The 24793-nt window shown below is 59.3% G+C and carries 24 protein-coding genes and 1 tRNA gene; 18 read left to right on the plus strand and 7 right to left on the minus strand.

The annotated features are described in order from the left end of the window. The first annotated feature begins 3 nt into the window (after window positions 1–3). The 3 genes from RAK1035_RS04785 to RAK1035_RS04795 all read left to right on the plus strand — a co-directional run bounded on the left by RAK1035_RS04785 (window position 4) and on the right by RAK1035_RS04795 (window position 3943). Window positions 4–948, plus strand: coding sequence for an ABC transporter permease (locus RAK1035_RS04785; protein ID WP_008282621.1), 945 nt, complete (start codon window positions 4–6; stop codon window positions 946–948). Continuing rightward, window positions 948–2225 (plus strand): amidohydrolase family protein, encoded by a 1278-nt coding sequence (locus RAK1035_RS04790; RefSeq protein WP_008282622.1) that lies wholly within the window; start codon window positions 948–950, stop codon window positions 2223–2225. The genes RAK1035_RS04785 and RAK1035_RS04790 overlap by 1 nt, the downstream gene beginning before the upstream one ends. A 98-nt stretch (window positions 2226–2323) precedes the next feature. After that, window positions 2324–3943, plus strand: coding sequence for a DUF4139 domain-containing protein (locus RAK1035_RS04795; RefSeq protein ID WP_008282623.1), 1620 nt, complete (start codon window positions 2324–2326; stop codon window positions 3941–3943). Between the two features lie 8 nt (window positions 3944–3951). Here the strand turns inward: RAK1035_RS04795 and RAK1035_RS04800 are convergent, their stop codons facing one another. Further along, window positions 3952–4773 carry an ABC transporter permease gene (locus RAK1035_RS04800; RefSeq protein ID WP_008282624.1) on the minus strand — a complete coding sequence of 274 codons (822 nt, stop codon included), beginning with the start codon at window positions 4771–4773 and terminating at the stop codon, window positions 3952–3954. A 134-nt stretch (window positions 4774–4907) separates the two neighbouring features. On the opposite strand from RAK1035_RS04800, the gene cysQ reads away from it, so the two are divergent. The 5 genes from cysQ to RAK1035_RS04825 all read left to right on the plus strand — a co-directional run bounded on the left by cysQ (window position 4908) and on the right by RAK1035_RS04825 (window position 9587). Beyond that, window positions 4908–5705 (plus strand): 3'(2'),5'-bisphosphate nucleotidase CysQ, encoded by a 798-nt coding sequence (gene cysQ, locus RAK1035_RS04805; RefSeq protein WP_008282625.1) that lies wholly within the window; start codon window positions 4908–4910, stop codon window positions 5703–5705. 1 nt (window position 5706) lies between these two features. Beyond that, window positions 5707–6507, plus strand: coding sequence for a 3-deoxy-manno-octulosonate cytidylyltransferase (locus tag RAK1035_RS04810; protein WP_008282626.1), 801 nt, complete (start codon window positions 5707–5709; stop codon window positions 6505–6507). A gap of 113 nt (window positions 6508–6620) precedes the next feature. Further along, window positions 6621–7514 (plus strand): UTP--glucose-1-phosphate uridylyltransferase, encoded by an 894-nt coding sequence (locus RAK1035_RS04815; RefSeq protein ID WP_008282627.1) that lies wholly within the window; start codon window positions 6621–6623, stop codon window positions 7512–7514. 21 nt (window positions 7515–7535) lie between these two features. Next, a complete protein-coding gene (gene galE, locus RAK1035_RS04820; RefSeq protein ID WP_008282628.1) occupies window positions 7536–8519 on the plus strand; it encodes a UDP-glucose 4-epimerase GalE in 984 nt (327 codons plus the stop codon). A 36-nt stretch (window positions 8520–8555) separates the two neighbouring features. Beyond that, the gene (locus RAK1035_RS04825) at window positions 8556–9587 is read left to right on the plus strand and encodes a glycosyltransferase family 2 protein (protein WP_008282629.1); all 1032 of its coding nucleotides are present in this window, start codon (window positions 8556–8558) and stop codon (window positions 9585–9587) included. Here RAK1035_RS04825 and RAK1035_RS04830 read toward each other — a convergent pair. Both RAK1035_RS04830 and RAK1035_RS04835 read right to left on the minus strand, forming a co-directional pair. Then, window positions 9584–10177: an HD domain-containing protein gene (locus RAK1035_RS04830; protein ID WP_008282630.1), complete on the minus strand. Its 594-nt coding sequence runs from the start codon at window positions 10175–10177 to the stop codon at window positions 9584–9586. The genes RAK1035_RS04825 and RAK1035_RS04830 overlap by 4 nt on opposite strands. Before the next feature lie 30 nt (window positions 10178–10207). Further along, window positions 10208–11065, minus strand: a complete 858-nt coding sequence (locus tag RAK1035_RS04835; protein WP_254683688.1) for an FkbM family methyltransferase — start codon at window positions 11063–11065, stop codon at window positions 10208–10210. A gap of 234 nt (window positions 11066–11299) precedes the next feature. On the opposite strand from RAK1035_RS04835, the gene ahcY reads away from it, so the two are divergent. The 3 genes from ahcY to RAK1035_RS04850 all read left to right on the plus strand — a co-directional run bounded on the left by ahcY (window position 11300) and on the right by RAK1035_RS04850 (window position 13721). Then, the gene (gene ahcY / locus RAK1035_RS04840; protein ID WP_008282632.1) at window positions 11300–12688 is read left to right on the plus strand and encodes an adenosylhomocysteinase; all 1389 of its coding nucleotides are present in this window, start codon (window positions 11300–11302) and stop codon (window positions 12686–12688) included. Between the two features lie 30 nt (window positions 12689–12718). Beyond that, window positions 12719–13210, plus strand: coding sequence for a DUF922 domain-containing protein (locus tag RAK1035_RS04845; protein ID WP_008282634.1), 492 nt, complete (start codon window positions 12719–12721; stop codon window positions 13208–13210). A gap of 169 nt (window positions 13211–13379) precedes the next feature. After that, window positions 13380–13721 carry a DUF2853 family protein gene (locus RAK1035_RS04850; protein WP_008282635.1) on the plus strand — a complete coding sequence of 114 codons (342 nt, stop codon included), beginning with the start codon at window positions 13380–13382 and terminating at the stop codon, window positions 13719–13721. Between the two features lie 60 nt (window positions 13722–13781). Here the strand turns inward: RAK1035_RS04850 and RAK1035_RS04855 are convergent, their stop codons facing one another. Continuing rightward, window positions 13782–14318 carry a MarR family winged helix-turn-helix transcriptional regulator gene (locus RAK1035_RS04855; protein ID WP_008282636.1) on the minus strand — a complete coding sequence of 179 codons (537 nt, stop codon included), beginning with the start codon at window positions 14316–14318 and terminating at the stop codon, window positions 13782–13784. 186 nt (window positions 14319–14504) lie between these two features. On the opposite strand from RAK1035_RS04855, the gene ectA reads away from it, so the two are divergent. Genes ectA through RAK1035_RS04875 form a run of 4 tightly spaced genes read left to right on the plus strand, consistent with a single transcriptional unit; the run spans window position 14505 to window position 18235 of the window. Beyond that, entirely contained in the window at window positions 14505–15023 is a 519-nt protein-coding gene (gene ectA / locus RAK1035_RS04860; RefSeq protein ID WP_008282637.1) for a diaminobutyrate acetyltransferase, read from the plus strand. 49 nt (window positions 15024–15072) lie between these two features. Further along, window positions 15073–16365: a diaminobutyrate--2-oxoglutarate transaminase gene (gene ectB / locus RAK1035_RS04865; protein ID WP_008282638.1), complete on the plus strand. Its 1293-nt coding sequence runs from the start codon at window positions 15073–15075 to the stop codon at window positions 16363–16365. 5 nt (window positions 16366–16370) lie between these two features. Next, window positions 16371–16763, plus strand: coding sequence for an ectoine synthase (locus RAK1035_RS04870; protein ID WP_008282639.1), 393 nt, complete (start codon window positions 16371–16373; stop codon window positions 16761–16763). 35 nt (window positions 16764–16798) lie between these two features. Further along, window positions 16799–18235 (plus strand): aspartate kinase, encoded by a 1437-nt coding sequence (locus RAK1035_RS04875; RefSeq protein ID WP_008282640.1) that lies wholly within the window; start codon window positions 16799–16801, stop codon window positions 18233–18235. 212 nt (window positions 18236–18447) lie between these two features. Here RAK1035_RS04875 and RAK1035_RS04880 read toward each other — a convergent pair whose 3' ends face one another. Beyond that, entirely contained in the window at window positions 18448–19377 is a 930-nt protein-coding gene (locus RAK1035_RS04880) for an ABC transporter ATP-binding protein (RefSeq protein ID WP_037298623.1), read from the minus strand. 74 nt (window positions 19378–19451) lie between these two features. Between RAK1035_RS04880 and RAK1035_RS04885 the strand changes: the two genes are divergently transcribed. Both RAK1035_RS04885 and polA read left to right on the plus strand, forming a co-directional pair. Beyond that, window positions 19452–19631: a zinc-finger domain-containing protein gene (locus RAK1035_RS04885; protein ID WP_008282642.1), complete on the plus strand. Its 180-nt coding sequence runs from the start codon at window positions 19452–19454 to the stop codon at window positions 19629–19631. A 79-nt stretch (window positions 19632–19710) separates the two neighbouring features. After that, a complete protein-coding gene (gene polA, locus RAK1035_RS04890) occupies window positions 19711–22515 on the plus strand; it encodes a DNA polymerase I (RefSeq protein WP_008282643.1) in 2805 nt (934 codons plus the stop codon). A gap of 62 nt (window positions 22516–22577) precedes the next feature. Here polA and RAK1035_RS04895 read toward each other — a convergent pair. After that, window positions 22578–22663: transfer RNA gene (locus RAK1035_RS04895), tRNA-Leu, on the minus strand. A gap of 146 nt (window positions 22664–22809) precedes the next feature. On the opposite strand from RAK1035_RS04895, the gene RAK1035_RS04900 reads away from it, so the two are divergent. Next, on the plus strand, window positions 22810–23793 hold the full coding sequence (locus tag RAK1035_RS04900; RefSeq protein ID WP_008282644.1) for a complex I NDUFA9 subunit family protein: 984 nt from the start codon (window positions 22810–22812) through the stop codon (window positions 23791–23793). A gap of 3 nt (window positions 23794–23796) precedes the next feature. Here the strand turns inward: RAK1035_RS04900 and RAK1035_RS04905 are convergent, their stop codons facing one another. Next, window positions 23797–24600 carry an undecaprenyl-diphosphate phosphatase gene (locus tag RAK1035_RS04905; RefSeq protein WP_008282645.1) on the minus strand — a complete coding sequence of 268 codons (804 nt, stop codon included), beginning with the start codon at window positions 24598–24600 and terminating at the stop codon, window positions 23797–23799. Window positions 24601–24793 lie beyond the last annotated feature (193 nt).

Raw genomic sequence — 24793 nt, forward strand, 5'->3', positions numbered from 1 at the left:
CGCATGGACATTCTCGACATCCTGCTCTCTGCCAGCTTTTGGGCCGCTGCGATCCGCATTGCCAGCCCGCTGATCTTTGCCACTCTGGGCGAATTGATCTGCGAGCGCGCAGGTGTTCTCAACCTCGGGATTGAGGGGATCATGGTGGCAGGTGCCTTTGCGGGCTGGATGGCGGTTTATTCCGGTCTGGGTCTCTGGCCCGGTGTCGCGGTGGCCATGGTCGTCGGCATGGGATTTGGCGCGGTGCATAGCCTGCTGACAGTGCCCTTTGGCCTTTCTCAGCACGTCGTGGGGCTGGGCGTGACGCTTCTCGCCACCTCGTCTACCTACTATGCCTATCGTCTGGCCCTGCCAGAGGTGACAAGCCCGCCCAAGATCACGGCGTTTCAACCTTGGGAAATCCCGCTGCTGTCCGATATTCCCCTGATTGGCCCAGCGCTTTTTTCGCAGACGCCACTGACCTATCTGGCCTTCATCCTTGTGGGCGTTGTCAGCCTCGTGCTTTACCGCACGCCACTGGGCCTTGCCCTGCGCGCGGCGGGTGAAAACCCGGCAGCTGTGGCGGCACAGGGCCTGTCTGTCACGGGCCTGCGCATGGGCGCGGTTATCGTCGGATCAGGGCTGATGGCGGTGGGGGGCGCGTTTCTGACCATGTCGGCGTTTGATTCCTTTTTCTTCGAAATGGTCAACGGGCGCGGCTGGATCTGCATCGCGCTCGTGGTCTTTGGTGCGTGGAAACCGGGCAAGGCGCTCTTGGGGGCCGTTCTCTTTGCCGCCTTCGATGCGCTGCAAATCCGGGTGCAACAGACACCGCTTGGGGCAGATATTCCCTATCAGATCTTCCTGATGACGCCCTATGTTCTCTCGATCCTCGCTCTTATCGTCATGTCGCGCCGTGCCGAGGTGCCCGCCGCCCTGATGGTGGCCTTCAACAAGGGAGAACGCTGATGTTCGATCTGATCGTCAAGGGGGGCACCCTGCCTGATCGTACCGTGGCCGATATCGGCATTACCGGCGACCGGATCACGGCGATTGGGCGGCTTGAAGGGGCCGAGGCAGGCCAAGTGATCGACGCGACCGGCGATCTTGTGAGCCCGCCCTTTGTCGATCCGCATTTTCACCTTGATGCAACGCTGAGCTATGGTCTGCCACGCATCAACGCCTCTGGCACGCTGCTGGAGGGGATCGGTCTCTGGGGCGAACTCAAGCAGATCGTCACGCAAGAGGAAATGGTCGCCCGCGCGCTCGATTATTGCGATTGGGCCGCCTCGATGGGTCTTTTGGCGATCCGCAGTCATGTGGATACCTGTGACGACAGCCTCAAGGGCGTGGCGGCGATGCTAGAGGTGCGCGACAAGGTCAAAGGCTATATCGACCTGCAACTCGTGGCCTTTCCACAGGACGGTTTTTACCGCGATCCGACGGCGCGCGCCAATACGGTCCGCGCGCTCGACATGGGCGTCGATGTGGTGGGCGGCATCCCGCATTTTGAGCGCACGATGGCAGATGGCGCGGCATCTGTCCGCGAACTCTGCGAGATTGCGGCGGAACGCGGTCTGCGCGTGGACATGCATTGCGACGAAAGCGATGATCCCCTCAGCCGCCATATCGAAACGCTGGCCTATGAGGCGCAGCGCTTCGGGCTTCAGGGGCGGGTGGCCGGCAGCCACCTCACCTCGATGCACTCGATGGACAATTACTATGTCTCGAAACTTCTCCCGCTGATGGCCGAAGCAGGCGTGGCGGCGATTCCCAATCCGCTGATCAACATCATGTTGCAGGGGCGGCATGACACATTCCCGAAACGCCGCGGCCTGACACGGGTCAAGGAAATGCAGGCGCAGGGCATCACCGTAGGCTGGGGTCAGGATTGCGTGCGCGATCCGTGGTATAGCCTTGGCACCGCCGATATGCTGGACGTCGCCTTTATGGGGCTGCATGTGGCGCAGATGTCGAGCCCCGACGAGATGCGCCGCTGCTTCGACATGGTAACGGTCGAGAACGCCCGGATTCTGGGGCTGGAGGGCTATGGGCTGCATGTCGGTGCCGTGGCCTCGCTTGTGGTGCTTGATGCGGGCGATCCGATTGAGGCGGTGCGCCTGCGGGCCGCACGCCTTGCCGTCGTGTCAAAAGGGCGGGTTATAGCGCGCACGCCGCGTGGAGATGCCATGCTAGAGATCTCGGGGCGGGCCGGTTCGGTGCGGCGGCGGCACCCGGTGGCATAGGCGCATCCCGGCCTATCACAGGGCATGACCACGCGGCAGGCTTGCACCTTGGGCAACAAGGCGGGAACATCGTGCCGAACCGTTCAGGAGTGTTGCCCATGCGTGCCCTTTTCCTTGCTCTGCCTCTCGCCTCGCTTGCCCTGCCCGCCGTGGCCGAGGATATCGCGCTCTCCAGCCGTGTCAGCGCCGTGATTCTCTATCCGCAAGGTGCGACCGTGACCCGTGAAGTGGCGTTTTCGGCCCCAGCCGGACAGCATGACCTTATCCTTGCCGACCTGCCACAAGGGACGCCGCTGGCCTCGGTTCGGGTTGTGGTCGAGGGCGTGCGCATGGGGGGTGTTACCACCCGCAACGATTATGTGCCGCCACGCGACGCCCCCGAAAGCGCCGCGCTGATCGACGCCCGCGCCACGCTGACACAGATAGAAGACGCGCTGCGCCTTGCCCGCAACGACATTGCCGATATCGAGCTTGAGGCCGAGGCCGCCCGTGCGCGCATCGCCTTTCTCGCGCAGATTGGTCAGGGCGATGGTGCAGCAACCCTTACGCCAGACCAGCTTCGCGCTCTGAGCGCTGTGATCGGCAGCGAGACCCTAGAGGCCCGTCAGGCAGAAGCCGCCGCCACCCGGCGCGCTGACACAGCAAAACGTGCCCTGAAGGACCAGATCAAGGCGCGCGATGCGGCGCGTCAAGCGCTCGAGGCGCTGGTGCCCGAGGATGAAGCCCGCGCCATGCTTGCCGTGGGAATCACCGCTGACGCCGAGACCCAAGGCACGCTGACCGTGACCTACACCATCCCTAATGCCGGTTGGCAGCCGCTCTATGATCTGCATCTGGCGCGCGACAGCGGCGCGGTCAGGATCGAGCGGGGCGCATTCGTGCAGCAATCCACTGGCGAGAATTGGCAGGATATCGCGCTTACCCTGTCGACCCTGCGCCCATCGGAACAGACCGAGCCGGGCCAGATCTGGCCTTGGATTGCGCGGATTGAAGATCCACAAGCGATCCAACCCATGGCGCGTGGCAAGGCCGAAACCGTGCTTATGGCCGCGCCAATGGCAGAGGCCGCCGCGTCTGACATGGCCGTGGCCAGCTTTGACGGGCTATCTGTCACCTATAGCTATCCCGCCCCTGTCAGCGTTACCACCGGCGCCGATAATGTCCGCCTGATGCTGACCCCGTTGGAAACCAAGGCAGAGGTCGTGGCCCAAGCCGTGCCGATGCTGGATCAGACCGCCTATCTGATGGCGCGACTGACCAATGACACCGGCGAGATGCTCTTGCCCACCTCTGAGGCGCGGTTTTATCTTGATGGGCGCTATGTTGGGCAACGCTGGCTGAACCTGATCGCGGATGGGGACAAGGCCGACATGTCCTTTGGCCTGATCGAGGGTCTGCGCCTGACCCGTCTGGTGCGCGACCGAAACGAGGGCGACCGGGGGATTCTGACGAAATCCAACGAACAGACCGAGACGGTAGAGATCACCGTCGAAAACCTGACCGGCGAGGCATGGCCGCTGCGCCTGATCGACCGCGTGCCGGTCTCCGAGCAAGAGGATCTGGAGATCACATGGACTGCAGAACCGATGCCCGCTGAGCGTGACATCGACGGGGAACGGGGCATTCTGGCATGGACCTTTGATCTGCCTGCCAAAGAGACACAGGCCATCACAGTGAAGACACGGCTGACATGGCCCGAGGGTAAGGTGCTGCACTGACGGGCGGTTTACCGCCGCGCCTCCCAACTGCTTGACGCATATTGGCGCGTGTAGAATTCGGCCATGAGCCCGATCATCAAGAGCGCAAGCCCGACATATAGCGGATATTCGAGCGAGGTTCGGTGCGGAAAATAGTTGATGAACACAAAACCGCGCGTCTGGTCGATGATGTGAAACAGCGGGTTCCAGTCAAACATGTTCATCATGAAGGTGGGCAAGGTGTTGACCACGAACATCTTGCCCGAGGCAATCATATTGGCCCGCTGATAAATCATGGCAAAGATCGACACGAAGCCGGGTGCCCACGGCTTGATCGCCAAAAGAACGAGCCCCACGGCAATCCCTGTGAACCACGCCGCAAGGATCATCCCAAAGGCCTGAATGGGCTGGTGGATGCTGATCGGAACAAAGCCCACGTGATAGACAAAAAGAACCACAAAAAGCGACAGAACCTGAATATAGAGCGAGCTGAGCGCGGCAGAACAGATCGCGATGACCGTGTTCATCGGCGCATGCTGCATCATCGGCGAAGCCGGTCCTTCGGCCCCGATAACAGCGCTCATCGCCTTGATATGGGTGATGTATACGAAAATGCCGGACATCATGAACAGCAGGAAATCGCCCCGCAGCGCATTGCCCTTGAGGCCCAGAACACTGAACATCAGGTAGAACGCCATCACCATGATGATCACGGTCATGATATTCTTGAGCAGCGCCATGATTGCATTGCCATCGCTCTTGCGCACATCCCGCACGGCGGCATGGTAGATCAGTTCGGCAATATTGATTGCCGAGTGCAGGCTCGATCTTGGGCGCGTGGTCTTGAACATGGCGCGGTGCCGATGGCCTCTTATTTTATGGTTCGGGTTTCTTGCTGTCCTTGCGAGAGCGTATCATAAGGGCGCAGATATAATCCATCGGTTAACGGCGCAAAGTGGCGTCTTGGCGGCAAAGGAGCGGCGATTTGGAGTATGACAAGCTGATTTCGGTGATGCGCGCATTGGCGCTCGATGCCGGGGCAAAGATCATGGAGATCTACGAGGCCGATGACTTCGCGGTCAAGGTAAAGTCCGACGCAAGCCCCGTAACCGAGGCGGACGAGGCAGCGGATGCGATCATCTCTGCCGGGCTGCGCGCCGCATTCCCCGAAATTGCGCTTGTCACCGAAGAACAGGCGACGTCGCATGGCGAGACCGCCCAAACCTTTTTGATCGTCGATCCGCTGGACGGAACCAAGGAATTCATCAACCGGCGCGGTGATTTCACGGTCAATATCGCCTATGTCGAAGCCGGCGTGCCAACCCGTGGTGTGGTTTATGCCCCGGCCAAAGGGCGCATGTTCTACACATTGGCTGATGGAACATCCGTCGAGGAAGAAGGCCCGTTTTCCATGGATGCGCCCGGCACTTTGCACCCCGTCCGGGTGGCGCAGCCAGACAACACCGCGCTGATGGTTGTGGCGAGCAAATCGCACCGGGATCAGGCCACCGATGACTATATCGGCAAATACGCGGTCAAAGACATGACAAGCGCGGGCTCCTCGCTCAAGTTCTGCCTTGTTGCGACCGGCGAGGCCGATCTTTATCCGCGTCTGGGGCGTACCATGGAATGGGACACCGCCGCTGGACATGCCGTGCTGGCCGGGGCCGGTGGCCAGGTGGTACAATTCGAGGATCATCAGCCGCTCAGCTATGGCAAAGCGGGCTTTGCCAATCCGTTCTTTATCGCCCTTGCCCCCGGCGTGGTTCTGAAAGGAGCCTGAGATGAGCGTCGTTATCGTCATACCCGCACGCTATGCCTCGACCCGTTATCCCGGCAAACCGCTGGTGGCCCTGACCGGTGCCACGGGTGAAGCCAAAAGCCTGATCCAACGTTCTTGGGAAGCCGCCAGTCAAGTACAGGGGGTCGACCGGGTGGTTGTGGCCACCGATGACGACCGTATCCGTGCCGCCTCGGAGGCGTTCGGTGCCGAGGTGGTGATGACCTCGGAGAGCTGCGGCAATGGCACCGAGCGCTGCGCCGAGGCGTTAGATGTCTTGGGCGGTGGCTATGATATTATCGTCAACCTGCAAGGCGACGCGCCCCTCACACCGCATTGGTTCGTTGAGGATTTGATCGCCGGCCTGCGCGCCGATACCGGGGCAGAGGTGGCTACACCGGTGCTGCGCTGTGATGGGCGCGCGCTCAACGGGTTTCTCGACGACCGCGCCAATGGCCGTGTCGGTGGCACAACGGCGGTATTTGAAGAGGGGGCGCGCGCCCTCTATTTCTCCAAGGAAGTGATCCCCTACACCCCTCGTCGCTATGAGGCGGAAGAGGCGACACCGGTTTTCCACCATGTCGGTGTTTACGCCTATCGCCCGCAAGCCTTGCGTGATTACGCCACGTGGCCGATGGGGCCGCTTGAGCAGCTAGAGGGGCTCGAGCAGTTGCGGTTTCTTGAACGTGGACGCGCCGTGCTCTGCGTCGAGGTCGCAGCACAGGGGCGGCAATTCTGGGAATTGAACAACCCCGAGGATGTCCCCCGAATAGAGGCGATGATGCGGGAAATGGGCATGGCCTGAAAACTACAGGCAAAACCCTGCCAATTCGCAACATTTCGCGAAATTTCCCCTTAACACGATGCAAATGGCAGCGCTGTTGTGTAAGGTGAAAAAAAGTATCTTAGGAGCAGTCCATGCGTAGCAAAGTTACCAAGGCAATCTTTCCGGTCGCCGGTCTGGGAACACGATTTCTGCCAGCCACGAAATCGGTGCCCAAGGAAATCATGACGCTGGTCGATCGCCCTTTGGTGCAATACGCCATAGACGAGGCGCGCGCCGCTGGGATCAAGGAATTCATCTTCATCACCTCGCGCGGCAAAGGTGCGCTTGAGGATTATTTCGACTACGCGCCGCAGCTTGAGGCCGAATTGCGCCGCAAGGGTAAGGACGACCTGCTCGAAATCCTCAAATCCACCAATATGGACAGTGGCGAAGTGGCCTATATGCGCCAGCACAAGCCGCTTGGCTTGGGCCATGCTGTCTGGTGCGCGCGGCGGCTGATCTCGAACGAGCCTTTTGCCGTGATCCTGCCCGATGACGTGATCGCGGCTGAAAAGCCGTGTCTTGCGCAGATGGTCGAGGCCTTTGAAGAAACGCAGGGCAATATCGTGGCGGCCATGGAGGTTCCGGATGCCATGACAAAATCCTACGGTATCCTTGATATCAAAGAGGATATGGGAAGCATCGTATCGACCAAGGGCATGGTGGAAAAACCTGCGGCGGGCACGGCCCCGTCAAATCTTGCGGTAATTGGGCGCTACATCCTGACCCCCACCGTATTGCAGAAACTGAATCGCAAACAGGCCGGGGCCGGAGGAGAAATCCAACTGACCGATGCGATTGACGCCGCGCGTGAAGACGGTGAAGAAGTCTATGGCTTCCGCTTCCAGGGGCAGCGTTTTGATTGTGGCTCTAAAGCAGGGTTTTTGCAGGCCACCGTTGCCTTTGCTCTGGCGCGCGATGATCTGCGGGATGAGCTTTGGAATTACATCTCGGACGTGGTTCATTCTGAAAAAGCAGCTCAGTAAGACACCACGAAAGGGCCTGCGGTGACGCATATTCTGGTAACGGGCGGGGCGGGATATATCGGCAGCCACGCCTGCAAGACATTGGCAGCGGCAGGCTATACGCCGGTCACCTACGACAATCTGTGTACCGGCTGGCAGGACGCCGTGAAATTCGGCCCCTTCGAGCAAGGCGACCTGACCGACCGCGCGCGGCTCGATCAGGTGTTTGCCACCTATCGGCCCGCCGCCGTGATGCATTTTGCGGCCCTCAGCCAAGTGGGCGAGAGCATGCGCGATCCGGGCCTTTATTGGCACAACAACGTTGCCGGATCGCTTTGTTTGATTCAGGCCGCCGTGGCGGCAGGCTGTCTCGATTTCGTGTTCTCCTCGACCTGCGCAACCTATGGCGATCAGGACAACGTCTTGCTTGACGAAGGATGTGTGCAAGCGCCGATCAATGCCTATGGCGCCTCTAAGCGCGCTATAGAGGATATGTTGTGCGATTTCGGGGCCGCATTTGGCCTGCGCCATGTGATTTTCCGGTATTTCAACGTCGCCGGTGCCGACCCCGAAGGTGAAATTGGCGAATTTCACCAACCCGAAACCCATCTCATCCCGCTGATGTTGGATGCGATTGCGGGCAAACGCGATGCGCTGACGATCTTTGGCACTGACTATGACACGCCTGACGGCACCTGTATCCGGGATTACGTGCATGTCAGTGATCTGGTTGACGCGCATGTTCTGGGCCTCAAATGGCTGGAGGCTGGCAAGGAAAGCCGCATTTTCAACCTTGGGACCGGCTCGGGGTTTTCGGTGCGCGAAGTGATTGACCAATCCGCCGCCGTCACCAATCGCGCCGTGCCAGTCGTGGAAGGGCAACGGCGGCCCGGTGATTGCACGCGGCTTGTTTCAGGCTCGACTCGTGCCGCGGCAGAACTGGGCTGGACGCCAAAACGCTCGACCCTCGCGCAGATGATCGGGGACGCGTGGCGCTGGCATCAGACTGGACATTACGACAAATAGCGCTGACCTTGCCGATTGGGGGATCACGGGGACCGCATGGGCAGAGGCGACAGTATCAGCGATCTGGCGATGGCCTATCGCCTGCGGTGGAAGCGAAGGCGCCTGCTCTGGCGCAGCTTTCGCAAACGGCGGCAATTGCGCTGTGTTCGTGACGAAACCGCCCAGATCAGGCCCGGCGATATCCTGTGTTTCAGCACGGTGCGCAACGAGGCGCTGCGCCTGCCCTATTTCCTGGACCATCACCGACGGTTGGGGGTGCGGCATTTCCTTATTGTCGAAAATGCCAGTGACGATGGCACGCGCGACTATCTGGCCGCACAACCCGATGTCTCGCTCTGGAGCACGCCGCACAGCTACAAGCTGTCACGCTTTGGGGTAGATTGGCTGACGTGGCTACAAATGAAATATGGCCATGGCCATTGGTGCCTGACCCTCGATGCCGATGAATGCCTGATCTATCCCTATCACGACACGCGCCCGCTTCCCGCGCTCTGTGAATGGCTGGATGGGCAAAAGCGCCGCTCATTCGGTGCGATGATGTTGGATATGTATCCCAAGGGTCGCCTGTCAGAATACCCTTATCAGGCTGGAATAGACCCGTTTCAGGCGCTGTGCTGGTTCGATGGCGGCAATTATGGGATGCGGCGCAAGGTAGATTTGCACAGCCTCTGGATTCAGGGGGGCCCGCGTGCCCGGATGTTTTTTGCCAGCGATCCACGCCGCGCGCCGACCATGGGCAAGGTGCCGCTCGTGAAATGGAATCGGCGATATGCCTATGTGAGTTCCGCGCATTCGCTTTTGCCGCGACGCCTCAACCATGTCTATGACACAGGCGGGGGCGAGCTGACCTCGGGTATCCTGCTGCACAGCAAGTTTCTCAACACCGTGATCGAACGCTCTGCCGAAGAACAGGCGCGGCAAGAGCATTTTGCCAATAGCAGTCTCTATGACGGCTATTACGAAGCGTTGCAGGGCGATCCGGATCTGTGGAGTGAGGCATCCACACGCCTGACCGGATGGCGACAGCTAGAGGCCATGGGCCTCATGTCACGCGGCGGCTGGATTTAGGCCATCTCGGCCATGAGCACCTGATAGCGCGCAGTATAGTCCTGCCGCGTCTCGACAGGGGGGCGGAGTGTGATGCTAAGACCCTGCATGAGCGCCGGATCAGGCTTGCCAAAGAAACGGTCTGCTTCTGCCACTGAAAACCCTGCGATTTCCGTGGCCTCCATCCATGCGCTGATCTTATCTGCCTGCTTGATCTGTTTCTTGATCGCGGGTGGGATGGCCGCAGGAAGGCCAAAGCGAATGTGAATGGCCCCCGCAAGCCGTTTGTCGAGCTCATCATAGCCAGGCCCGACCGCGTTCTTGACCGGCGAGATCATGTCACCGATGACGTATTCCGGCGCGTCGTGCAACAGCGCCGCCAGCCGCCACTTGGCAGGTGAAGCGGGCGTCAGGCGGGAATAGAGCCTTTCCACGAGCAAGGAATGCTCTGCCACGGAATAAGCAAAATCACCCAATGTCTGTCCATTCCAGCGGGCGACAAAGCTGAGACCATGGGCAATATCCTCAATCTCGATATCAACGGGCGTGGGATCAAGCAGATCAAGCCGCCGACCCGAGAGCATCTTTTGCCAGGCGCGGGGTTTGGGCATTGGGCCTCCGGAAATGTTGGACGATCCTGCCTAGCGCGGCTTGGCCGATTTTGCAAAGCTCTGAATGATCTGCGCCAGCAAGGGCGATTCCATGTGCGCCGCAACAAAGTTATACCCTTTGAACGGGTCCCTCTTGAGCGCCCGTATCGTGGCAAGATCGGGCATCGCAATCAGGCCATTTTCGCTGGAGTAGACACTAAGACCGGGCTGCGCCAGCAGATGCGCGCTGACCGTGCAGGCGGGATCGTTGCCATGATCCTCGTAGATCAGAACCGATCCTTCGGCGATGGCGCGGGCGGCACCTGAAATGGCCGCAATTTCTGCTCCTTCTACGTCCAGCTTGATCAGTGCGGCAGTGCCGGGCGGAACAAGATCGTCAATGGCAAGCGTTGTGACTGTTTCGGTTTGATCCTGCGCGTTTGCTGGCAGGTCGCCCATCAGCCGGGCAGAGGCATGGCTGAGATGCGTGTTGACAAAGGTCAGCACCTGACCCGAGCTTGCATGGATCGCCGCGCGATGGAGCGTGACATTGGAGAGCGTGCCTCCATTACCACGCAACCGCTCGAATGTGCGCGCCGACGCCTCGACCGCGATCACACGCTCAAAAAGCGGTGCCGCGCGGGTGGTCCAATAGCCCATGTTTGCGCCAAGGTCGCAAAACAGCGGCGTGGCCCCAGAGGCGGCGCGCAACACCGAATCGACCTCGGGCTCGTAGGGCGCAAGATAAAGCGCGAAGCGGGTCCAATAGCCATCATTGAGCAGGATACGATAAGGGGCAGCACCGGCCTCATGCAGGATCACCGCGTTCTTGGGATCAAAAACCTTTCCAAGACCACGTGCAAAGCGTCCATAGAGCCCGCGCGTCACGGCGCAACGGAACAGGCCCATCAACAGAGCATATTGTACCCGCGCGGCCGGGCTGGAGAAGGTGAGATGTCTCTGTGCAGTCATGGGGACAGAGGTAGGCAAAGCGTACGCGCGGCGCAAACCCTAAAACAATCAGCGCAGGCAGATCTGTGCCAGGGCCTATCCAGCAGGGCTGGCGGGCGAATCGCGCATTGCCCAAAGGGGGAGTGAGTGCTATCTGCCTAGCAAAATTCTCATGCAAGGAACCACCCCAACATGACAAAAGATTACATCGTAAAGGACATCAACCTCGCGGCATACGGGCGCAAGGAATTGGACATTGCGGAAACCGAGATGCCGGGGCTGATGGCCCTGCGCAAGGAATATGGCGAGGCCAAACCTCTCAAAGGCGCGCGGATCGTGGGCTCTTTGCATATGACAATCCAGACCGCTGTGCTGATCGAAACGCTGGTGGACTTGGGCGCAGATGTGCGTTGGGCCTCCTGCAACATCTTCTCGACGCAGGATCACGCAGCAGCGGCGATTGCCGCAGGCGGCACGCCGGTCTTTGCTATCAAGGGTCAATCCCTTGAAGAACATTGGGATTACCTCGACAAATCCTTTATGTTCGCAGATGGCCCGAACATGATCCTCGACGACGGCGGCGATGCAACGCTTTACGTTCTGTTGGGCGCACGCGCAGAGGCTGGCGAAGACATCATCCCGGTTCCCGCTTCGGAAGAAGAAGAAGTGATCAAGGCGCAAATCGCCAAGCGGATGAAGGCGAGCCCCGGTTGGTTCACAAAGGTGCGCGACCAGATCAAAGGCGTGTCCGAGGAAACCACCACCGGCGTTCATCGTCTGTATGATCTGCACAAGAAAGGGCAACTGCCCTTTCCCGCGATCAATGTGAACGACTCTGTCACCAAGTCGAAATTCGACAACAAATATGGCTGCAAAGAAAGCCTTGTGGACGGTATCCGCCGCGCCACCGACACGATGATGGCAGGCAAAGTGGCTGTCGTCTGTGGGTATGGCGATGTGGGCAAAGGCTCTGCCGCGTCGTTGAGTGGGGCCGGAGCGCGGGTGAAAGTCACCGAAGTGGACCCGATTTGCGCGCTTCAGGCGGCGATGGACGGGTTCGAAGTGGTCGTGCTGGAAGACGTGATCGACACCGCCGACATTTTCATCACCACCACCGGCAACAAGGACGTGATCCGCATCGAGCATATGCGCGCGATGAAGGACATGGCGATCGTCGGCAATATTGGCCATTTCGACAATGAGATCCAAGTTGCTGCGCTCAAGAACCACAAGTGGACCAACATCAAGGATCAGGTCGATATGATCGAGATGCCCTCGGGTCATCGGATCATCCTGCTCTCCGAAGGGCGGCTCTTGAACCTTGGCAATGCCACGGGCCACCCGTCTTTTGTGATGTCTGCCTCGTTCACCAATCAGGTGTTGGCGCAGATCGAACTTTGGACCAAGGGCGACGCATACGGCAACGAGGTTTATGTCCTGCCGAAACATCTTGACGAGAAAGTCGCGCGTTTGCATCTTGATCGCATTGGCGTGAAGCTAACGCAGCTTCGGCAGGATCAGGCGGATTACATCGGTGTTGGCACCGATGGCCCGTTCAAGCCAGAGCACTACCGGTATTGATCTAATCAGCCATTGGACAGGAGACCGATATTGAAGAAGAATTTTTTTGATATCGGTGTCTTGGCCCTTGGCCTTGCACTCGGGTTTGGCGGCCTATCGACAGCGCACGCCAAACCCAAAGTCACCGAAACCATCAAGACCTACGCGGTCTCTGCCACGTCAGTTGCAGGGTTGGTGCAGGAGATGAACGAAAAAGGTCCGAAAGGATTCTGGGCCTTTACAGATTGGTACGTACGCTGGACCGGCGATTGCAAGCTGAGCGTTACAGTCGATATCACGCTGCCAAAGCACAAAAACCCCGCTAAAATGCCCGCCGAAGTGCGAACGAAATTCGATGCCATGCTGGCCGCGCTTACAGAGCATGAACGCCAGCACGGGCGTCACGGCATTGCAGCCGCCCAAGAAATCGAGGCTGCCGGGTGCGCAGGCGGCGATGCGATCCTCAAGAAGTATAACGCCATCGACGTCAAATTTGACAAGACCACAGACCACGGACGCAAAAAAGGTGTGGTGCTGAGATAGGTTCGGCACCGCCAGAAGCGGTATTGGTCCGAAGACTCGCCCAAGGGGAGCGTTCTGGAAAATTTCCCTTTGTCCGGAAAAAATCCCCGGCTATCGTGCCCGGAGCGTCATTTGTGGGGCTTGTTGAAACGATGGGCCGGCCGTTTGCCGGAAAAATGGGAGAGAATTGATGGGAAAGCGTGACGACCTGATCGTGAGATACGCGGATGATCTGCGTAATAAATGCGGGATGGAACCGGATATGGACCTGCTGACGAAGGTAACCATTGGATGTGGTCCTGCAATTTACAACGCAGATGCCTCGACAATTGCGGGCAGCCAACCGGCAGAGCTTGAAACCGTCAAGACGAATTTTCTCGTCAAGAAACTGGGCCTCGCCGATAGCCCGGCGCTGATGGATGCGATCAATCAGGTGATCGAGACCTATGGCAAATCCGAGCGTAACAAGTATCGCGCTGTGGTCTATTACATGCTGACCAAGCATTTCGGCAAGGAAGCCGTCTATCGCTGAGGCGATGATCCCACCGAATGTCAGAGCGCCCGCCCCTTGGTGGGTGTTCTTTTTTGTGGCTCAGGAATGTGTGCGAAAGTCGCTTGTATCGAGCACTGGAGCCGCATCTATATCCTCGGCATCGAGCAGGGTGGCAACCCGCTCGAGCGATGCCACAAGCTGTGCCTGTTCCCAATCCGCGAGCGCCTCGAACTTGCGCACATAGCGCTGTTGCAGCGCGTCGGGGGCACGACGAATGGTCTCGTGGCCCGCATCGGTGATGACGATGTTCGTCTGCCGACGGTCGGTCTGGGATTTTTCCCGCGTCACCACGCCATGTTTCACCAATTTGTCCACCAAAGCGGTGATGGTCGCCTGAGACACCCGCATCTGTTGGGCGATATGGGTTGCGGTGCAATTGCCCCGCTCCGCCACAATTTGAAGAACACGGAATTGAACCGCTGTCAGCCCGGCAGCAGAAGCGAGCTTGCGCCCATAAATCTCGGTTGCGCGCAGGATGCGACGCAGGGCGATCAAGCTTTGGTCTGTGCGGTCCATACGAGCCCCTTTGGTGATGGCTGTAATGGTCGCAAAGCTGTCGCTCAATTGCAATTTCATTCCTCCTGAGAAACTAATTTAGTTCGCTAATTAAATATATAGGGTATTTTATCCGAAAAAATAAGGTATTTTGGCAATAAATGGCGAATTTTATAAATTCACACGCGCATGGTTGATTTATAGGCCTGTTTAATATATTTAGTTCTACGAAGCAAATAGAGAGGTCACACAGCGATGCGACATGCGATGGAAATGTTTCGGAAGGCCCTACCAACCCTGCGCAAGCCCTCGTCAGAGGATGGCGCGGCGATCTGGGAGCTGATTCAGGCGTGCAAGCCGCTCGATGAAAATTCGATGTATTGCAACCTGATCCAATGCGATCATTTCCGCGACACCTGCATCGTAGCTGAGATGGGTGGTGAAGTTGTCGGCTGGGTTTCGGGCTACCTCTTGCCTGACGATCCTGAAACGCTCTTTGTGTGGCAGGTGGCCGTATCGGAAAAGGCACGCGGCACGGGTCTGGGCACGCTGATGCTTCGCGGGCTTCTGTCGCGTGACGTCTGCAAGGATGTGACCCGCGTGCAAACCACGATCACGCGCGACAATGCTGGCAGCTGGGCCTTGTTCCGCAAGTTCAGCGATCTGAACGACGGCGCCCTGTCGAGCACGCCGTACTTCTCGAAATCGCTGCATTTCAACGATCTGCACGACACCGAATACATGGTCACAATTGCCATGAAAGAGCGGATGAAAAAGGCGGCCTGATCCTCAGGCCCCTGCCCGCCCATTCCCCAATCATATGAAGGAATACGTTATGACGACTGACAAGTCAGCCGATCTGGAAATTTTTGCCCGTCGCGAAAGCGAAGCGCGCAGCTATTGCCGCAGCTTTCCCACCGCTTTTGTCAAGGCGCAGGGGTCTGAGATGACCGATGCGTCGGGCAACACCTATATCGACTTTCTCGCCGGGTGCTCGTCGCTCAACTATGGGCACAACGACCCAGACATGAAGGCGGCCTTGATCGACCATATCACCGCTGATGGGGTCACCCATGGCCTTGATATGCACACGGATGCCAAGGCTGATTTCCTGCGCGCATTCGAGGATATCATCCTAAAGCCGCGCGGCATGGATTATAAGGTGATGATGACCGGCCCGACCGGCACGAACGCGGTCGAAGCGGCCATGAAGCTGGCGCGCAAAGTGACGGGTCGGCGCAACATCATCGCGTTTACCAACGGGTTTCATGGCATGACCATGGGCGCGCTGAGCTGCACCGGTAACGCGGGCAAACGCGCGGGCGCGGGCGGTGGATCGCTCTGTGGCACCACGCATATGCCCTATGAAGGGGCGTTCGGGCCGGATGTAGACAGCCTCAGGATCATCGAGGAAATGCTGGGCAATCCGTCCAGCGGCGTCGATGCCCCGGCAGCCTTCATTCTAGAGCCGGTACAGGGCGAGGGTGGGCTCAATGCCGCGTCCACCGCCTTTATGCAGGGCGTGGCCCGCTTGGCCAAGGAACACGGGGCGCTGCTGATTGTAGATGACATTCAGGCAGGCTGCGGGCGCACGGGCACCTTCTTTAGCTTTGAGGAGATGGGGATCGAGCCTGATCTCATCCCGATGGCCAAGAGCTTTTCCGGCATGGGCCTGCCCTTTGCCGCACTCCTGATCAAGCCCGAGCATGATATCTGGGGCCCGGCCGAGCATAACGGCACATTCCGGGGCAACACGCATGCCTTTGTCACCGCGCGTGTCGCGATCGAAAAATTCTGGAAGGACGATGCGTTCCAGAAATCCATCGCTACAAAATCCGAAATTCTGCGTGACGCGCTGATTCGGATCGCGGACGGCATCCCCGGTGCCCGTCTCAAAGGACGCGGCATGATGCAGGGGGTCGATGTGGGTGACGGCACACTCGCAGCGGCTATCTGTGCCCGAGCCTTTGAAAAAGGGCTTATCATCGAGACATCGGGTGCCCATGATGAGGTGGTCAAGGTGCTTGCCGCCCTGACAACGCCCGAAGCGACCCTGAAATCGGGGCTGAGCATCCTCGAAGAAGCAGCGCGCGACGTGACACAGACACATAAACTTGCAGCGGAGTAACGGAAATGATTGTGAGAGACTTTAACAAAATCATCGAGCAAGAGCGCGAGCGCGTGGTCTCTGATGCGCAATGGTCGAGCGTGCGGATGCTGCTGGCCGATGACGGGATGGGATTTTCATTTCACATCACTTTCCTGGAGCCGGGTTCGGAACATACGTTCGAATACAAGAACCACTTTGAAAGCGTCTATTGCATGCAGGGCAAAGGCTCGATCACGGACATCGCCACCGGCGAGACGCATGAGATCAAGCCGGGCGTGATGTATGCGCTCGACAAGCATGATCGCCACATCCTGCGCGCAGACGAAGAGCTTGTCATGGCCTGCTGCTTTAACCCGCCGGTGACAGGCAAAGAGGTGCATCAGGCCGATGGCTCTTACGCGCTGGAAAGCGCCTGACAAAAGGGTCCGGGTTTAAACCCGGATAGAGGGATATGACATTTCCAGACCATACCGTCGAAAAAATTGGCGGCACATCCATGAGCCGCGTGAACGAGTTGCTTGGAACGCTCTTTATCGGAGAGCGGACAGGTGCCGCGCTTTACCATCGCATCTTTGTGGTCTCGGCCTTTGGCGGGATCACCAACAAGCTGTTGGAGCACAAGAAATCCGGCACACCGGGGGTCTATGCGCGATTTGCCAACGGGGATGATGATCACGGTTGGCTTGATGCGCTGACCGAGGTGGGTCGCGCGATGCGCGAGGCACATGGGGATATTCTGGAACATCCGGGTGATCGCAGCATGGCGGACGAGTTCGTGCGCGAGCGGATCGAGGGGGCGCGGTCGTGCCTCTTTGATCTGCAGCGGCTATGTTCCTATGGCCATTTCCGCCTGAGCGACCACATGCTGGTCATCCGTGAATTGCTCTCGGGTCTGGGGGAATCGCATTCTGCCTTTGTCACCACGCTTTTGTTGCAGCGGGCCGGCGTCAACGCGCGATTCATCGACCTGAGCGGTTGGCGCGACGAGACAGAGCATGACCTGTCAGAACGGATCGCCGCAGGCTTGCGTGACGTGGATCTATCCAGCGAAATGCCGATTGTCACGGGCTATGCGCAATGCACAGAAGGGCTGATGCGCGAGTTTGACCGGGGCTATTCCGAGGTCACATTCGCCACTATTGCCGCATGGACAGGGGCGAAAGAGGCGATCATCCACAAGGAATTTCACCTCTCGTCCGCGGATCCAAACCTTGTGGGGGCGGACGCTGTGCGCAAGCTGGGCCATACCAATTACGACGTGGCCGATCAGCTCTCGAATTTGGGGATGGAGGCGATTCACCCCAAGGCGGCCAAGACCCTGCGACAGGCCGATGTGGCGCTGCGGGTAACGAATGCCTTTGATCCGGGCGATCCGGGGACGCTGATCGACGATCAGCCGACCGATACGCCAAGCGTCGAGATCGTGACCGGCCTCAAAGTCGTGGCATTGGAATTGTTCGAACAGGATATGGTCGGCGTCAAAGGCTATGACGCGGCCATTCTGGAGGCGCTTAAGCGGCACAATGTCTGGATCGTATCCAAGACATCGAACGCCAATACGATCACGCATTATGTGCAGGCGTCGCTCAAGGTTGTCCGGCGCGTGGCGCGTGATCTGGAAGAGATTTACCCCTCGGCCAAGGTCTCTGCGCGCACCTTGTCTCTGGTGTCGCCCATCGGGCGTGATCTGAGTGGGCTCAGGGTACTCAGCCGCGGTCTGGCAGCGCTAGAAGATGCCGGGATCGAGGTGATCGCCGCCCATCAGACACCGCGCAGCGTGGATGTTCAATTCGTCCTCGGAGCCAAGGAGATGGAGGCGGGAATCGCCGCCTTGCACCGCGCTCTGATCGAAAGCGAGGTGACCCACCTCCCTAGAAAGGCCGCCTGAGCGCGGCCATCCCCAGAGTGCGCTGAGCACAATTTGAAACGAATGCGCGGCAGTCTCTGTTTGGAGCTGCCGCGCGTTTGGCGTAAGGTGGTTTTATTCGGGCCAGTATGGCCGAGACCTGATCAAGTGACACGTGTGGTGCGTAGGGAGCACGTGGGGAACGGAGGGTGTCGGCATCTGCTGGCATCCTCCGTTTGGGTCTTGTGCAGGCGTCACCGGCTCCGGGTCAGCTCCAGGAACACATCCTGCAAATCCGCCTGTTCTGTTTTCACATCGCGAATGGTGATTCCTGCGGCATGAACCGCAGCAAGCACCTCTTCGGCAGAGGTGGCACCGGATTTATAGGTGATGACCAGCGCCCCATCGCCACGCTTGGTCACGCTCAGCCCCTCCGCCTGCGGCAGGGTTGCGGCGGGCTTGTCGGGCTGAATGATCATCGTCTTGTGGTCAAGACGCCCCAAGAGATTGGCGGTGCTGTCGCGCGCCACCACTTCACCCAGATTGATAATGGCGATTTCGTCGCACATTTCCTCGGCCTCTTCGAGGTAGTGGGTGGTGAGAATGATAGTCATGCCCTGCTCGTTCAGCCGCCGCACATTTTCCCACAGCATCTGGCGCAGCTCGATATCCACGCCTGCGGTCGGTTCGTCCAGAACAAGGATATGCGGATGATGCACCAAGGCCTTGCCCAGAAGCAGACGCCGCCGCATGCCCCCTGACAGGGTGCGCGCATAGGCCTCGGCCTTGTCCTCTAGCCCTATGAGGCGCAATATCTCGTCGCTGCGCCGTTCGCGCCGGGGCACGCCGTAGAGCCCCGCCTGCACCTCAAGCGCACCGCGCGGGGTAAAGAACGGGTCAAGATTCAATTCCTGCGGCATCACCCCGATTGAGGCGCGGCTCTGACGCGGGTTGCGATCCTGATCGAAGCCCCAGATCGTAACCTGCCCCGCAGTCTTGACCACCAAGCCCGCCAGAATATTGATCAGTGTCGATTTGCCCGCCCCGTTCGGCCCCAACAGGCCAAAAACAGACCCTTGCGGTACGTCGAGGTTGATCCCTTTGAGCGCCTGTTTGGCCGGGCTGTTGCGCCCCGCGCCATAAGTCTTGGTCAATCCGCGGATTTCAATGGCATTGGACGCCATGCTGCTCTTGCCCCTCGGCTTGTGTTCACTCATATTCGCACCTAGTGGAAAGCACGGCAAAAGGAAACGCCCCGATGGTAACGCAGGCCCCGGAAACCCGCATTGTGGACAGCTACCGCGTCGCCTGCGACGGGGGCGAGGGTGCTTTGGGCCATCCCCGCGTCTGGCTGCAAATCCCGCATGAAACAGGGTTTGTCGAATGCCCCTATTGCGATGCCAAACTGGTTCAAAAGGATTTTGAGGGCAAGGTCTGAGCCATCGGCCGGGTGCCCTGTTCGGGCCCGGGAATTTGAGTATTTTCGCCAAGAAGACGCCTGATCGGGAGGGCAACCCATGTCATTCGGAAAAGGCTGTCACTTGCATCTGATCGACGGATCGTCGTTCATTTTCCGCGCCTATCACGCGCTGCCGCCGCTGACGCGCAAATCCGACGGGCTGCCTATCGGGGCCGTGTCAGGGTTTTGCAATATGCTGCAACGCTATGTTGAGGGCAACAACGGCCACGACGCGCCCACGCATGTCGCCGTCATCTTTGACAAGGGCAGCCATACGTTTCGCAACGATCTTTATCCCGAATACAAGGCCAACCGCGAAGCGATGCCAGAGGACCTGCGCCCGCAGATCCCGCTGACGCGCGAGGCCACGCGCGCCTTCAACATCGCCTGCGAAGAGAAAGAGGGCTACGAGGCCGATGACATCATCGCCACGCTCGCCTGTCAGGCGCGCGATCTGGGCGGACGGGTGACGATCATCAGCTCCGACAAGGACCTGATGCAGCTTGTCGGCGATGGAGTCGAAATGCTGGATGCGATGAAAAACCGCCTGATTGATGTGGAGGGCGTGCGCGAGAAATTCGGCGTCAGCCCGGACCGGGTGGTCGATGTGCAGGCGCTGGCCGGCGATAGTGTCGATAACGTGCCCGGTGCGCCGGGGATCGGGATCAAGACGGCGGCGCTTTTGATCAACGAATTCGGCTCACTCGAGGCGCTTTTGGACCGCGCCGAAGAGATCAAGCAGCCCAAGCGCCGCGATACGTTGATTGAAAAGCGCGCACAGATCGAGATGTCGAAGCGGCTGGTGCAACTGGATTGCAACACGCCGCTCGACTTTACGCTCGACGATCTGGAAGTGCGCGATCCTGATCCCGAGATGTTGTTGGGGTTTCTGGCGCAGATGGAGTTTCGCACCCTCTCGAAGCGCATCGCCGAGGCCTTGGGCGCAGTGGCGCCGACCATTCCGGAACCTGCCGCGCAAAGCGCTGCCACGGCACCCGATCAATCCCCCGATTGGCCAGCAATAGAGCCTGAGACCTATGTCCATGTCTCGGACCGCGCGACGCTGGACGCCTGGATCGCCACCATCCGCGCCCAAGGCTATGTCGCCTTTGATACCGAGACCACCTCGCTCAACGAAATGCAGGCCGATCTGGTGGGCATTTCGCTGGCTACGGCACCGGGCCGCGCCTGTTACATCCCGGTGGCGCACAAAGACGGGGCGGCGGATGATCTCTTTGGGTCGGACGCGCGGGCCGAGGGGCAATTGCCGCTGGACGAGGTGTTGAACGCCCTCAAACCCGTGCTTGAGGATGACGCCATCCTCAAGATCGGTCAGAATATGAAGTACGACGCCAAGATTCTGGCCGCCCATGGCATAACCGTGGCCCCCATCGACGATACGATGCTGATGTCCTATGCGCTGCATGCCGGGCTGCACGGGCATGGGATGGACACGCTGTCAGAGCGCTATCTGAACCATAGCCCGATCCCGATCAGATCCCTGCTGGGTAGTGGCAAAGCCGCTGTCACCTTTGACCGCGTGCCAGTGGCCGAGGCGGTGAAATATGCCGCAGAGGATGCCGACATCACGCTGCGCCTCTGGCTCACGCTCAAGCCGCAGCTGCACCGTGCCCAGGTCACCACGGTCTACGAGACGCTGGAACGCCCGTTGGTGCCTGTGCTGGCGCGCATGGAGCGGGATGGCGTGCTGGTCGACCGTGACACGCTGCGCGCCATGTCTGGCAAATTCGCCCAGAAAATGGCCGGCTTGGAATCAGAAATTCACGCGCTTGCCAGGCGCAGTTTCAATGTCGGTTCGCCCAAGCAATTGGGAGAGATCCTGTTTGACGAAATGGGCCTGCCGGGCGGCGAAAAGGGCAAAACCGGTGCCTATGCCACCGGGGCCGACGTGCTCGAGGATCTGGCGACAGAGCATGATCTGCCCGCGCGCGTTCTGGATTGGCGGCAATTGAGCAAGCTCAAATCCACCTATACTGACGCGCTTCAGGATCACATCGATCCGGATACGGGGCGGGTCCACACCTCCTATCTGCAAACCGGGGCCAGCACAGGGCGGTTTTCCTCGTCAGACCCCAATCTGCAAAACATTCCCGTGCGCAGCGAAGAAGGGCGACGCATCCGAGAGGCCTTTGTTGCGGCCCCCGGCAATCGTCTGGTCAGTCTCGATTACAGCCAGATCGAGTTGCGCATTTTGGCGCATGTGGCCGGGATAGAGACGCTCAAGCAGGCGTTTCGCGATGGCCATGACATTCACGCCATGACCGCGTCAGAGATGTTCAACGTGCCGCTGGCCGAGATGACGCCCGAGATCAGGCGTCAGGCCAAGGCGATAAATTTCGGGGTGATCTATGGCATCTCGGGCTTTGGTCTTGCGCGCAATCTGCGCATTCCAAGAGGCGAGGCGCAGGGATTCATCGACCGCTATTTCGAGCGGTTTCCGGGCATCAAGGATTACATGGACGCCACCACCGCCTTTGCCAAGGAACATGGCTATGTCCAGACCCTGTTCGGGCGCAAGATCCACACGCCCGAGATTGCCGCCAAAGGCCCGCGCGCCGGATTCGCCCGGCGTGCAGCGATCAACGCGCCAATTCAAGGCACGGCGGCGGACATCATTCGCCGCGCCATGATCCGTATGCCCGAGGCGATCGAGGGGCTGCCCTGCAAGATGCTGTTGCAGGTCCATGACGAATTGATCTTTGAAGTGGCCGAGGACAGCGTAGACCGCTTGATCGACGTTGCGCGCGCTGTGATGCAGGGGGCCGCAGACCCGGCAGTGCGTCTAGACGTGCCCCTGGTAGTGGATGCGGGCCAAGGCCGCAATTGGGCGGAAGCGCATTAAACGCCCGCTCTAACGCCCGGAATTGAGTGGTTTAGCGACAAAAACACCCCGCAAAGGGAAAGTGGTGCCCAGGAGAGGACTCGAACCTCCACGGCCTTGCGGCCACTGGCACCTGAAGCCAGCGCGTCTACCATTCCGCCACCTGGGCAGGTGTCGTGAGGCAGGCGTTTATCGCTCGCCCCGGATGGTGTCAACGGCGATTTTGTCGCTTGGCTGCAATTGCCTTATCGTCTTGTCCAAATCGCGCAGGGGCGATAGGAAAGTGAGGATACGCGCATAGCCTCGGAGGCCCGAATGTCAAAGCTTGTCACCATTTACGGCGGATCAGGGTTCGTGGGCCGCTATATCGCGCGGCGCATGGCGCAGGCCGGTTGGCGGGTACGGGTGGCGGTGCGGCGCCCCAATGAGGCGATGCATGTCAAACCCTATGGCGTTGTCGGTCAGGTCGAGCCGGTATTTTGCAATATCCGCGATGATGCATCCGTGCGCGCGGTGATGCAGGGCGCTGATGCGGTGGTGAACTGCGTTGGCACCTTTGACCGCAAGGGCAAAAACAGCTTTGACGCTGTGCAGGACAAGGGGGCCACACGGATCGCGCGGATCGCCGCAGAGGAAGGCGTGGCGCATCTGGTGCATTTGTCGGCAATTGGGGCCGATGCCACCTCGGACAGCCACTATGCCCGTTCCAAGGCAGCGGGCGAGGCGGGTATCCTACAGCATTTCCCGAACGCCGTGATCCTGCGCCCCTCGGTCATCTTTGGTCCCGAAGATCAGTTTTTCAACCGCTTTTCCGGGATGACGCGGCTTGGTCCGGTACTGCCTGTGGTCGGTGCCGACACGCGATTCCAGCCGGTCTATGTGGATGACGTGGCGCAAGCCGCGGTGATGGGGGCCATGGGCCGGGCAACGCCGGGCATTTACGAGCTTGGCGGGCCAGAGGCGATCAGCTTTCGTGGTCTGATGCAGCAGATGCTGCAGGTGATCCGGCGGCGGCGTCTGATCGCCAATATTCCCTTTGGAGTGGCCGCGCTTATGGCTGGGGCGATGGAGCTTGTTCAGACGGTCACGCTTGGCCTTGTGCCGCCGCAGATCACCCGGGATCAGGTGCGTAGCCTGCGGCGGGATAATGTTGTCGGAGACGGGGCCAAGGGCTTTGACGCGCTTGGCATCACCCCTGTTGCGGTAGGCGCGGTACTGCCGGATTATCTCTGGCGGTTCCGTCCGGCTGGGCAATATGCGGCGATCAAGGAATCGGCCAAGAACCTGCGCGCGCGCTGACCCTCAGCTATAGGCGATGGCCAACAAAGCCACGCCCAGCACCATGCGATAGATCACATAGGGCGTAAAGCTGACGCTGCGCAGCAGGCGCATCATCAGGCTGAGCGCCAAGAGGGCCGCGACAAAGGCCAGGGCGGCGGCAATCGCCCCGTCACGGATTAGACCCATATCCGCCGTCATCACGGCCTCTGCACCCAGCAAGACGCCGCTGGCGATGATCGTGGGCACAGACATCAGCATCGAAAGGCGCGCGGCATCCTCGCGCGCAAAGCCCATGACCCGCGCACCCGTGATGGTAATACCAGAGCGCGAGGTGCCGGGAATAAGGGCAATGACCTGCCACATCCCCAAGAGGATGGCATCGCGCAGGGTCCAACCTTCGCTGGTTCTGACAGTTTTGCCAGTTTGATCCGCCCAATAGAGCAGGACGCCAAAGATGAGCGTGGCCCAGCCGATGACAGTAATCGAGCGCAGCGCGTCATTTAGCCCGGTGATCTTGAGCAGCAGGCCCGCCACCATCACCGGAACCGCAGAGACGATCAACAGCAACGCAAGCCGAGCGCCGGGCGTGTCGGCACGCCCCATGAACAGGCGAGGCAGGCCAAAGATGGCCCCCCGCAGGTCAGACCAGAAGTAGAGAATGACCGCAAAGAGCGTGCCCACATGCACCGCCACATCAATGATCTGTCCCTGATCGGGAATATGCAGGAGATTCGGCAAAAGGATCAGATGGCCAGACGAGGAAATCGGCAAAAACTCGGTTATCCCCTGCACGATGGCGACAAGGAAAATGTGAAAGAGCGCCATGGTGCCTGTCCCGATCTGATTTTTGAAATCGTATAAAGCATTGTCTTAAAAAGGCAAAGTTGATTGTAGGTCCGGATCGGAATTAATTTATGAAAAAATCAATGGGGACGCGCGCACAGCAACTATAATTAATTCATAATAGGTCATAGTTTATGACTTTTAATCCAAAGGGGAGTGCTGTAAACCTTCGCAA

The sequence above is a fragment of the Roseovarius sp. AK1035 genome, from assembly GCF_003288315.1.
GTDB classification, from domain to species: Bacteria; Pseudomonadota; Alphaproteobacteria; order Rhodobacterales; family Rhodobacteraceae; genus Roseovarius; species Roseovarius mucosus_A.